We start from the raw sequence: 12091 nt of genomic DNA, 5'->3' as shown, positions 1-12091 counted from the left end.
GTGATAAAATAACGGTATGTCACCGGATAGAGATAAAATTTATAGCGGTTTTGTAAAGTCTTCCGCTTTTTACGATGTTATAAAAAGCCTTTCCAATAACATTACTGCGCTCAGTTATTGTAATATGCCTGCCTGTGCTCCAAGCAATACTGTTTTATCTGATTCATGTAAGAAAGAGAATAAAAATCAAAAATTTAATATTGCTTTTATTGCGTTTTACGGTTCAAGAAATTATGGACTGCAAAGCAGTGAGAGCGACTATGATTTTTTTATAGTTTACTATCCGTATTTTCACAATTTTTTTAATAATAAATTTATTAGATATTCTGTGATTGAATCAAATTATGATTATTTTATAACACCCTTCCATGAATTTATACATCATGCTATGAATGGAAACGTAAAGTTTATTGAGCCGTTAATTTGCGGCAGCATTTATTTTCCTGATGAGCTGAACTTAATTTTTAAAAATAGCTTTGCAGATGACGAAAAAAATATTCAAACTGTTTTTCGCAGTGGTGATTGTTTATTATCAAATTTAATAGAAGTGATTAAACAATTTATTTTTTTGAATTATGAAAAAAATTTAAATTCATTTATAGGTCTTGCAAACAATAAAAGATTAAATATCGCTAAAGACAACTATACTTCAAATACATTAGCATACAAAGATGTATACGGATATGATATTAAAGAAGCAATAAATGCGTTAAGAATTATATTTCTGGCTAAGAATTATTTAAGCTCAGGCAAAATTGATTTTTTTGTTAAAAATAATCCTGCATATATAGAATTTGAAAAAATATATATAGACATTAAAAATAAAATTATTTCAAAAAAAGATGTTTTGCAGCTGATAGAATCAATGATCAAAACTATCAGGCAGCAAGCAGATAAATTTATCGGTGCTGCAGATAATAACATAAATAGATTTCCTTCTGTTGTCTCTGACGCCATAAATGAGGGCAATATAAATTATAGCTTCAGACGAGGTGTGTCCGAAGCTGATATTCAAAAAAAAATAGAGAATATCTGCAAAAATAATCTTTAATAAATTATTGAAAAAAGTTATAATTCGATTAACTGTCGGTTTTTGTTCTAAGGGAAAAATGGGCTTGAACTTAATTAACCAGACTTCACCATAATTATCAGCAGCACATCGATATTACTATATTTTATGGGCAATAAAAATGTTAATGGAACTAAAATATAAACATAAAATATAAAGTATAAAATATAAAATATTATAATATCACCGGGTTAAAATATTAGAATAATAAAAGCGGCTAGTTTTGGTTAAATTTTCCAGCGGAAGAAGTCTATCTGCCAAATTAATACATCATGTAAAATAACATGTAATAAAATAATGTTTCACATGAAACATTAAAAAATACTGTTAACAATATATTAATTATATTGGACTTAATATGAAATACATCCATATTGAAGTTTGTCCGGAAGAAAATAAAAATTTTACAATATTGCCTTTTCTCGGTTCAACAATCAGAGGCGCTTTTGGTATGGGGCTTAAAAGCACGGTTTGCATTAATCCTTCATATAATTGCAAAGACGGTTTTTGCGCTGATAAATGTGTCTATTTTAAATTTTTTGAAACGCCGAATAAAACACCTGATTATAGATTTGACATAGAACTAAATCAGAAAAACTTTAATTTTGGTTTATTTTTGTTTAACGACGGCATATATTATTATCCTTACATACTTGCGGCAATTTATAAAATGCTAACCGACATAGGCATAGGGTCGGCTCGCAGCAGGTTTTTAATAAATAGCATAAAAGTTAACGGAATAAATATAATAAAAAATGAAGGTTTTGATATTTCAAATATAGAACCAAATGAATTTGATTTAATGAAGATTTTTTCCAAGAATTACGCTGCGATAATTGACATTGACAAATCGTTTAGAATAATCGCTCATACTTCCGGAAATTTTAATGCCGATAGCGCAGCATCAAAATCAAATAATAATCTTAAAAACGCGTTAGTCAAGTCATCCAGAGTTAAGAACGGCGAGCAGCAAGAAAAAGAATTAAAAAAAATAAAATTAGAATTCTTAACTCCGTTAAGAATTAAGCAAAATAATTATTTAGCCAGAGCTATGTTAGGGTTAGATGAACTATTGCAGGCTATTTATTTTAGAATATGTGAAGTTGAAGGAAAAAAGAGGCAATATTTAGATTACAAACCGAGTTATAAAATACTGTCAAAAAATATTCAGTTTGAAGACTATTCAAGATATTCAAACAGGCAGCATACAAAAATGCTTTTTGGAGGACTTGTCGGATATATTGAAATTGAGAATCTAGACAATATTAGCTATGATATGTTCAAAATTTCAGAAATATTAGGTATCGGAAAAAGCACTGCTTTCGGTCTTGGCAAAATACATGTTGAATGTTTATAATTGGAAAAAATAGCTAATATGTGTTATATTTTAATTAAATTAAATTAAAGAAAGTTATAAAAATATCTAAGATGTCGACTATATATATAATATCAGATTACGGTAAATTAGTTAAACATGGAAATGTTTTGCAATTAAAAAAAGAAGAGGATGTGCTTAAAACGATATTTCCTTTTAAAACAGAGCAGATTGTTGTTGTAGGTAAAATTGATTTAACCGGTTCAGCTCTGAGATTGCTAATGCACCATAACATAAATATAATATTCCTCAATTCTAACGGAAGATTCAACGGCAGAATTAATTTTCAGGAAGGAAAAAATATTTTTCTGAGAAAAAACAATTTATGCTTCTTGATGATGAGAAATTTGTGCTGAATATTTCTAAATATATTGTAAAAGCAAAATTGTATAATCAGTACAATTTTATGCAGAGAATAAAACGAAAAACCGATTATTTTAATATGATAAAGAAACCAATAGAAAAAATGCAATCTATAATGCAACTGGTAGATAGCGCAAAAAATATTGAACAACTAAGAGGATACGAAGGCATTGGAGCCAAACATTATTTTGATGTGTTTAAATATGCAATTATACCTGAATGGGCAGTGTTTAATTGCAGATCCAGAATGCCGCCAAAAGACAACGTTAATGCGGTGCTTGGCTTTTTATACACTTTATTGCTATATAAAGTAGATTCGGCTATCGAAATATCAGGTTTGGATAATTATGTCGGATATTTTCACGTATTAGATTATGGACGAAACTCTTTAACGCTTGACTTAATGGAGGAATACAGAACTCCGATAGTGGATACTCTTACTGCTTCTTTGTTTAATCTAGGGATTCTTCAAAAAGACGATTTTCAGGAAGTTAATTTTAATCCTGATAACGATGACCTTCCAATGCCTGTTGAGAAGATGGAAAATAAAGATGCTTCCGAATTTCACGATTGTCAAAATAACGATTTGGATAACGTTATAACAAATGATGTGAAAGGTATATTGTTGACTAAAGAAGGGATCAAAAAAGTAATTGGACAATTTGAAAAAAAATTAGATACTTCTATTTATTTTAATATTCTGGGAAAAAATATAACTTACAAAGAATTGTTTCTTGAACAAGCCAAGCAATTTAAAAGAGTTGTCAACGGAGAAGAATCAGAATACAAGCCTCTTATGGCAAGATGATTAATATATTAACAGAAAATTATATTAATAATTATATTTAATTCAATGCGGCTGTTAGCTGGTGCAGTGCAGTATTATTATTTTTAAAAAAATAAAAATGATTTACATGATATGTTATGATATTGCAGATCCAAAAAGATTAAAAAAAGTATCTCATACACTTGAAGATTATGGTGTAAGAACGCAGTATTCTTTTTTTCAATGCGAAATATCAAATGAAAAAATGAAAGAATTAACTAGAATTTTATTATCTATTATTGACGAAAAAAGAGATAGTTTATTTATTTATCCTCTATGCGAAGTTTGTAATAAAAAAACTATATTTGATGGAAAAGGAGAAATCTTAAAAATAGAATCTTTCGAAATAATATAAACATTAAAATATAATATTTCAAAAATGCTTTTAATAGCGATATTTCAAAAAAAAGAAAAATGGATAAATGGCTTGTTATATATGATATAAGAGATATTAAAAGACTAAGAAAGGTTGCTAAAATAATGCTTAATTATGGAATAAGAGTCCAAAAATCAGTATTTGAAATTGAATGCAGCAAAAATATTTTAAATAGATTAAAGGAAGAAATACATAATATTATAAATGAAAATGATTTTGTAGTATATTTTAATGTATGCGAAAAAGATTGGCAGAAAAAATTAAAATACGGCGTTCTTTATCAAGAAACAGATGTCGAAGAAAAGGATTTTTACATTTTATAATAAAAAAGCCGCAAAAAAAATTTTATTAATTTTAAAAATTATATCGCCAACCCATTCCATATAAGTTTTAAATTTCAATAAAAATATCATTAACTCGTTATTTTGATTGAACTATATACATTTCTGGCAGTTAAAAAATTTAATTAGGTTGGCGCAGCCTGAAAATGCTGAACATGAATAATATAATTATAGCAAATATAAAAAAAAATGTTATAATATTGAAGAGGTTGGCGAAAATGCCACTTCAACATACTATGAATGTTTATGTTGAAGATGGTGCTATAGGAATAAATGACCCGAATGAGGGGATTGAGACGCTTAATAGTAAATCTTCAATCTTTGTATAATCCATATCATCTAATAGGAATAAATGACCCGAATGAGGGGATTGAGACGAACCGCCTTTCGACACATGCGAACTTGCAAAAGCAATAGGAATAAATGACCCGAATGAGGGGATTGAGACAAGTGCGGCAAGCGGCTATTTTTCCACTTAAGTCTTGCATAGGAATAAATGACCCGAATGAGGGGATTGAGACATTTAATAATGTTCTAATATTTTCTTTATTTCTGTTTATAGGAATAAATGACCCGAATGAGGGGATTGAGACGCCTTCTGCTAATTCAAGACTATCGTTATTAATAAACTTATAGGAATAAATGACCCGAATGAGGGGATTGAGACAATCTTCGTTAAATCTTTTAATATCTTCGGTTAAATCTATAGGAATAAATGACCCGAATGAGGGGATTGAGACTAATTTTGAGAGCTTGTTTAATCTCTCAAAATCTTTTAAAATAGGAATAAATGACCCGAATGAGGGGATTGAGACTTATTTACGTCCGCACGTCGGACAGTTAATTATAGATAGGAATAAATGACCCGAATGAGGGGATTGAGACAGGTGTAGGAGTTGGTGTAATACTTTCAGGCGTGCTTTTTTATAGGAATAAATGACCCGAATGAGGGGATTGAGACACCGGATTTACTGGTATGGTTTAACACCAAATAGATGGATAGGAATAAATGACCCGAATGAGGGGATTGAGACTTCATCATTTTGGTAACTGTTATAATAACCAGTTACCATAGGAATAAATGACCCGAATGAGGGGATTGAGACTTTATTCCCACACCCCTATTGTTTTTATCATATCTCTGCATAGGAATAAATGACCCGAATGAGGGGATTGAGACATTCTTTGTTAATAAATCTATCCGTTTGTTGCAGTATAGGAATAAATGACCCGAATGAGGGGATTGAGACATTATTCAAAAATAAATCTTATATTAAAAGTACTGCTTATAGGAATAAATGACCCGAATGAGGGGATTGAGACATTATTCAAAAATAAATCTTATATTAAAAGTACTGCTTATAGGAATAAATGACCCGAATGAGGGGATTGAGACAAAGACGGCAGAGTTATAACGTTTGATATGGACAGATAGGAATAAATGACCCGAATGAGGGGATTGAGACGAAGCTTGAAAGCTTCTGCCTCCGGCATAAATGATGGCTTATAGGAATAAATGACCCGAATGAGGGGATTGAGACTTTGAAAGGACAGCGTAAATATCGCCATCGTGATGGGATAGGAATAAATGACCCGAATGAGGGGATTGAGACTTTGAAAGGACAGCGTAAATATCGCCATCGTGATGGGATAGGAATAAATGACCCGAATGAGGGGATTGAGACTCTGATTAAGTCGTTCAAGACTTGAAAGTCTTTAACCAATAGGAATAAATGACCCGAATGAGGGGATTGAGACTTTCTACCAAGTTGCTGTGCAGCTAAAGTTACCTGATAAATAGGAATAAATGACCCGAATGAGGGGATTGAGACAGTTGCTGTTTTCTTTAGTGATTTTTTCGTTCATATATAGGAATAAATGACCCGAATGAGGGGATTGAGACATTTATTTACTTGTTTCTTATCTGGTAATTCAATCATCAATAGGAATAAATGACCCGAATGAGGGGATTGAGACTTTATTTAAATTTTCTTTATTTTGGTTAAAACCTTATAGGAATAAATGACCCGAATGAGGGGATTGAGACATATTATTTCATCATTAGAATTGACCATAGCAGGTAATAGGAATAAATGACCCGAATGAGGGGATTGAGACATATTATTTCATCATTAGAATTGACCATAGCAGGTAATAGGAATAAATGACCCGAATGAGGGGATTGAGACATCTTTTTGCAATTCTTCTTTGTTTCTTTTCTCTTCCATAGGAATAAATGACCCGAATGAGGGGATTGAGACTTTGTATCAATTGCTAAACATTGCGGATAAGTAGCTGAAAGATAGGAATAAATGACCCGAATGAGGGGATTGAGACGCGTCCTGATCCTCGCCCTCTGTTTTTTCCGCTTCGTATAGGAATAAATGACCCGAATGAGGGGATTGAGACTTTACGCTGCCGTTTTCATATGCGATTGTTCTGACTATAATAGGAATAAATGACCCGAATGAGGGGATTGAGACCCTTCGTTGTCCATTTTAAAGCCTCCTTATTATTTCATATAGGAATAAATGACCCGAATGAGGGGATTGAGACTATAGATAAAAAAATAAATTTTCTTTGTTAATTTTCCATAGGAATAAATGACCCGAATGAGGGGATTGAGACTTTTTTAAATCTTCCCATATATTAGGATGCCTTTTATAGGAATAAATGACCCGAATGAGGGGATTGAGACCAGATGCTCTCTGCAAGGATGTTTAACTCCCCTTATAGGAATAAATGACCCGAATGAGGGGATTGAGACATCATGTCTTCGGTAATTTTATCTACGACTTCTTCATAGGAATAAATGACCCGAATGAGGGGATTGAGACTTTCCATATCTTTGCCAATTCATCGGTGTTTACCGAAGATATAGGAATAAATGACCCGAATGAGGGGATTGAGACAATATTATTCGATTCTTCCTGTCGCAGTTTTGGTGAATAGGAATAAATGACCCGAATGAGGGGATTGAGACAGTCAAACGACAACCTAAAAAAAGTCAAAGCCACTACTATAGGAATAAATGACCCGAATGAGGGGATTGAGACATTTATTTTATTAGCTGTTCTTATATTATTATATTTTTCGCACATAGGAATAAATGACCCGAATGAGGGGATTGAGACATTAATAATTTTATACAGTCTAATATTTTTTATTTCCATAGGAATAAATGACCCGAATGAGGGGATTGAGACAAATCCTAAACTGAAAACTGCGACTGCGACCGCGAATAGGAATAAATGACCCGAATGAGGGGATTGAGACTTTTCTACTTTTTCTAAAAACAATAACAATAAAGCGAATAGGAATAAATGACCCGAATGAGGGGATTGAGACCTGGAGCGATTACTCTTAATCTCAGTCCTGCGACTATAGGAATAAATGACCCGAATGAGGGGATTGAGACCGTGATGGGCATCTTCATACCCATCATAGACGTTCATAAATAGGAATAAATGACCCGAATGAGGGGATTGAGACATAGACAGGCATAATAAAAAATCAAAATTGTGTAGATAGGAATAAATGACCCGAATGAGGGGATTGAGACTTGATCATGGATGAGTTTTTTATACTCATCCTTTTTTAAAATAGGAATAAATGACCCGAATGAGGGGATTGAGACCGAGCAGCGAAATGGTTCTTTCCGCTATCTGTTCTTTATAGGAATAAATGACCCGAATGAGGGGATTGAGACTTTTTATTGTATGCGAAACCTCTTTTAAATCTAAACATAGGAATAAATGACCCGAATGAGGGGATTGAGACATAAAAAGGGACTTTATTTTGTTTCATAAGACTACGTAAATATAGGAATAAATGACCCGAATGAGGGGATTGAGACTGTAGATTTATGGTAATATCCGCCATCTACACTCAAAATAGGAATAAATGACCCGAATGAGGGGATTGAGACAGAAATAAAAGTTAAAATAAAGTCTTCCGGTAAAAGTGACCATAGGAATAAATGACCCGAATGAGGGGACACGCAGGGGGTTCCATGATTTTATTGTTAGCTTTATTATTAAATATAAAAAGATAAATATTAAAATACAAAATAAAAGAAATAAAATAAAGTATTCTTAACTTAGAGTGTAAAAAATTGTTGCAATTCCAAAGCCTTAATTTTATAATACTCGTCTTTCGTTACCATTGGATACCCTCCGTAACTTAGATTTTTGGGTATCTATTCTACATTATTGACTCTAAATTCTATATACTAACATCTTAAATTTAAAAGAAAATAATATAGAATATCTATTTTAATAAAAAGTAACGACCTGACTTTTCCGTCGGTGAAAATAGGAATTTTAATTCGGTGTTTTTGGTATTATACATTCTGTGACGATAAATCAGGAGAAAGTGACGGTTTAATAAACGTAAATTTATAAATTTATATTTATTATCTCCCGAATATTCCGCAATTTTATTTCAAATTTTTATTGCATAATATCGTGTAGTCCCCATAGAAAAAATGAGATATAGGAACATCAACGGTTTTTGGACTTTAGTGGTGAAGTTGGGTTAAGGAGCTGTATTTTTATATCAAAGATTGGGACAGATATGAATTTTTAAAACCTGACAAGAAAACGGAATGGACAAAGGAGAGATTGGAAAAATTGTTAAAAGAAAATGACCATAATATTTCTAAGGCCGCGAGAACGGTCGGAATTGCAAAGCAAAATATATTGGTATCGATTACTATACGCATTTTTGTTTATCCCTTGTTTCTTTTATAACCATACCGACATCCTTGCGCTTTAGGTTTAATTTTTTAGAAATTTCATCCCCCATGGCGATAAGATTTTTAAAATCCTTTAATTCTGGTTCTTCTATAGGCTTTAGAAGTATATTGCCCCCGTCCTGAATTATAATCAGTTTGGAATTTGGCTTTAAACCCAACGCTTTTCTAACTTTATTAGGTATTACCACCTGACCTTTAACGGACATGCTTGTAGTTTCCATAATACAAATCTCCTTAATAAGTAAGTATTTCTTACTTTTATTATATAGATAATTAAGTAAAAAATCAAGTTAAGGTTTCGAAAGCTTTTCTTTTGGAATATTTAAATAATAATCCCCCTGTCCTTGATAATGTAAACGGCAGCAAAACATAGCTCAAGGGTTGGAGACGATAAATTCTATGTCTGAGATTACGCTGAGAAAGTTGTTAATGTTAATATAATTTCCTCAGGGAAAGAGCGTTTAAATTCCCCGGTATTTTAGTGTAAAGTAACTCCTATTGACTTAATTATAGTGTCTAATTTTATTCCAGTCAATTGGGGGGGGGGGGAGGGCTAATACATAATTAATTATTATTGATTTTAAAAATAGCTTCATGGTATAATTGCTATGTAAAATTTATATGTATATAAACAAATAACTATGTAAATTGTATACAATACAATTATTTATAATTAAATTATTTCATAACTTAATAAATTGAATAAAATGAATTGAATTTTGCAATAACCTTAATGTTAATATTTTGTATTTATGATATTCGACAGAGATATAATAAAATTAATTTGGGAAGAAATTGCCGGACGAGAAGTAGTGTTCATACAATCAAGATAAATCCATCAATGATAAATCTAATTCCTGTAAATCTGTCTCCGGTTCGTCATCAAACTCCATCAACGTGCTTAACTCCCAAAATTCGTTCAACTCGCTTTATATAGACCTTGAGGATATGTCATATAGGAGCCGTTTTAACCATCCAAGCATTGACACGCTTAAAAATTTTTTATCAATCGAAGGCATAGATATTAAAAAGCCATCCCTTCTGATTTTAGACGAAATTCAGCTTCTTAGCGACCCCTCTAACGCGTTAAAACTTTTACACGATCATTTTACTAACCTAAAGGTAATAGCCACAGGCTCTTCGAGTTTAGACATAAAAAGGAAATTTTCGGACTCGCTTGCGGGCAGAAAAAAGGTATATTTCATTTATATTTAATATAGTTATAATTGTATTTTGCAATCAAAAAATTCTTAATTTTTCAAAATAAATCTCCTCAATATATGTTCTGGAATCAATATATGTTCAGAAACGCTCTAAATTACGAATTATTAGATAAACCGCATATTTAAATGTAATTATTTTAACTTAAAAAAATTTTAAAAAATAAGAAGTTTTTTGTTTAGAAATTATTAAATTATTAAATAAAAAAACAATGTTGTTTTTGGTTACAAATACAGACAAATTGTTTATATTTGATAAAATAATTTATAATTATTATTGCATTGTGTATTGCAATTAAATAATTTATAATTTTTTAAATTTAATGGTTTGAATTATTTTTTATTTTTATATCGCTATCGCTATAAGATATTTCTTGATATAAGCGGGTTATTTAACAGTTATTAACCTAATTTTTTATAAATATTACTTGACATTACAGATTAAAAAAAATATACCTATTAAATATAAACTGTTATTTTATTGAATAACTATGCAAATATTATCGAAAGTCGTTTTCAACGTTTTTCAATAGTCCTCCAATCTAAATAATTATGATTAAATGTTTCAATAATGCATAATAAGATTAAATTATTAAAAAAACACAAAGATTATATCTTTTTAAGTTTTTTAATCAGTTTATGGCTCGTTGTATTAGGGATATTGAGCGTTTATTTTACAAATATAATAGATATTTTATCCGGATATTTGTTTTTTTCTGCAAATAAAAATATAGTATTAGTTCTTATCGTTAAATCGTTAATTATAATTATCATCATAGCTTTGCTTGTTTATTTAATCTTTAAAAATAAAAAAAGATTTAAATTTTATAGTATAGCCAATGAACAAAATCTCGGTGAAAATAAATTTAAAGCAGTTGTTTTGCCGATATCATTATTTAGAGAATATGAAAAGTTGAAGATTGAAGAAAACAGACAGGAAGTTTCAATAAAATTTAAGGATGATTTTAGTTTTCAAATTAAAAATTACGAAAACAATAACAATAATAATATAGACTGCGTAAATGATTTTTTTAATGAAATAAAAAAATTTGAAAGATTAAAACAAAATAGATTAGGGTTTAATTGGGAAGTTCCTCTAAAAATTATTTATAAAATAAAAAAAAATCAAACTAAGCACCCAAATTGCTTAAGGTATGTTATTTTATTGGGTACATGTAATGCACAGAACGCAGTAAACAATGCAGATAATAAATTTCAAAAAAGCAGCATTAATGCAGATAATAGCGGCAATTATAATAATGACGATAATAAAAATAAACAGGGCTCGTACCTCCAATTAGACAAACTAGAAAAATTGATTAAGATTTTTTTCTCTAATAACAATTCTGACGCTAAAGATGGTATTAAAATAATTAAAAGAAAATTAAATGATTTTGAAAATTTTACCGAACTTTCCGAGATATTTGAGGAGATAGAAGAAGATATTAAAAAAGAATACTATCAAGAATATATACAAGAAGAACGTAAACAACTTAATAAAAATAAAATTAAAAATTATGAAAATTATAAAGAAATTAATGATACCGAAATAGCTTATGATATTACCGGAGGGCAGAAATTAGTCAGTGTTGTAGGCACATTTTTTTCATTGAAATCTCAAAGCCCCATCTTGTATGTGTCTCAAGATAACAGCGATAATATAAAAGTAATAAATGCTATTTATAAAATGGAACCACCCGAGTAAAAATAAAAACAAATATAAATAAAATATAAATAAATGGATGGGGAATAAAAATAAATATAT

Annotated in this window: 9 protein-coding genes and 1 CRISPR repeat array; of the genes, 8 read left to right on the top strand and 1 reads right to left on the bottom strand. The window is 30.3% G+C overall.

The genetic code is table 11. The annotated features are described in order from the left end of the window. Positions 1–16 precede the first annotated feature (16 nt). The 6 genes from EVJ46_02830 (at position 17) to cas2 (EVJ46_02805) (ending at position 4332) form a co-directional block, all read left to right on the top strand. Positions 17–1051: a hypothetical protein gene (locus EVJ46_02830; GenBank protein ID RZD17181.1), complete on the top strand. Its 1035-nt coding sequence runs from the start codon at positions 17–19 to the stop codon at positions 1049–1051. 376 nt (positions 1052–1427) lie between these two features. Next, positions 1428–2426, top strand: coding sequence for a CRISPR system precrRNA processing endoribonuclease RAMP protein Cas6 (locus EVJ46_02825; protein RZD17180.1), 999 nt, complete (start codon positions 1428–1430; stop codon positions 2424–2426). A 71-nt stretch (positions 2427–2497) separates the two neighbouring features. Further along, complete coding sequence (locus tag EVJ46_02820; GenBank protein ID RZD17179.1) at positions 2498–2800, top strand: hypothetical protein; 303 nt, start codon at positions 2498–2500, stop codon at positions 2798–2800. Continuing rightward, entirely contained in the window at positions 2770–3615 is an 846-nt protein-coding gene (gene cas1, locus EVJ46_02815; protein RZD17178.1) for a CRISPR-associated endonuclease Cas1, read from the top strand. Before EVJ46_02820 ends, cas1 begins: the two co-directional genes overlap by 31 nt. Positions 3616–3676: 61 nt before the next feature. Then, entirely contained in the window at positions 3677–3988 is a 312-nt protein-coding gene (cas2, locus tag EVJ46_02810) for a CRISPR-associated endonuclease Cas2 (protein RZD17177.1), read from the top strand. Between the two features lie 59 nt (positions 3989–4047). After that, positions 4048–4332 (top strand): CRISPR-associated endonuclease Cas2, encoded by a 285-nt coding sequence (gene cas2, locus EVJ46_02805; GenBank protein ID RZD17176.1) that lies wholly within the window; start codon positions 4048–4050, stop codon positions 4330–4332. A gap of 281 nt (positions 4333–4613) precedes the next feature. Next, positions 4614–8354: direct repeats of the CRISPR family, unit length 35 nt; unit sequence ATAGGAATAAATGACCCGAATGAGGGGATTGAGAC. Between the two features lie 709 nt (positions 8355–9063). Here the strand turns inward: cas2 (EVJ46_02805) and EVJ46_02800 are convergent. After that, positions 9064–9327 carry an AbrB/MazE/SpoVT family DNA-binding domain-containing protein gene (locus EVJ46_02800; GenBank protein RZD17175.1) on the bottom strand — a complete coding sequence of 88 codons (264 nt, stop codon included), beginning with the start codon at positions 9325–9327 and terminating at the stop codon, positions 9064–9066. Between the two features lie 727 nt (positions 9328–10054). Here EVJ46_02800 and EVJ46_02795 point away from each other — a divergent pair. Both EVJ46_02795 and EVJ46_02790 read left to right on the top strand, forming a co-directional pair. Next, complete coding sequence (locus EVJ46_02795) at positions 10055–10321, top strand: hypothetical protein (protein RZD17174.1); 267 nt, start codon at positions 10055–10057, stop codon at positions 10319–10321. A gap of 576 nt (positions 10322–10897) precedes the next feature. Beyond that, entirely contained in the window at positions 10898–12031 is a 1134-nt protein-coding gene (locus tag EVJ46_02790; protein ID RZD17173.1) for a hypothetical protein, read from the top strand. Positions 12032–12091 lie beyond the last annotated feature (60 nt).

Source organism: Candidatus Acididesulfobacter guangdongensis, from assembly GCA_004195045.1.
GTDB classification, from domain to species: Bacteria; SZUA-79; SZUA-79; order Acidulodesulfobacterales; family Acidulodesulfobacteraceae; genus Acididesulfobacter; species Acididesulfobacter guangdongensis.
This window is presented reverse-complemented; position numbering and strand designations above follow the sequence as displayed.

What these genes read in the sequence shown, in the direction of transcription:
- EVJ46_02830 (RZD17181.1), top strand. Translation starts at nt 17, where the DNA reads ATGTCACCGGATAGAGATAAAATTTATAGCGGTTTTGTAAAGTCTTCC.
- EVJ46_02825 (RZD17180.1), top strand. Translation starts at nt 1,428, where the DNA reads ATGAAATACATCCATATTGAAGTTTGTCCGGAAGAAAATAAAAATTTT.
- EVJ46_02820 (RZD17179.1), top strand. Translation starts at nt 2,498, where the DNA reads ATGTCGACTATATATATAATATCAGATTACGGTAAATTAGTTAAACAT.
- cas1 (RZD17178.1), top strand. Translation starts at nt 2,770, where the DNA reads ATGCTTCTTGATGATGAGAAATTTGTGCTGAATATTTCTAAATATATT.
- cas2 (RZD17176.1), top strand. Translation starts at nt 4,048, where the DNA reads ATGGATAAATGGCTTGTTATATATGATATAAGAGATATTAAAAGACTA.
- EVJ46_02800 (RZD17175.1), bottom strand. Translation starts at nt 9,327, where the DNA reads ATGGAAACTACAAGCATGTCCGTTAAAGGTCAGGTGGTAATACCTAAT.
- EVJ46_02795 (RZD17174.1), top strand. Translation starts at nt 10,055, where the DNA reads ATGTCATATAGGAGCCGTTTTAACCATCCAAGCATTGACACGCTTAAA.
- EVJ46_02790 (RZD17173.1), top strand. Translation starts at nt 10,898, where the DNA reads ATGCATAATAAGATTAAATTATTAAAAAAACACAAAGATTATATCTTT.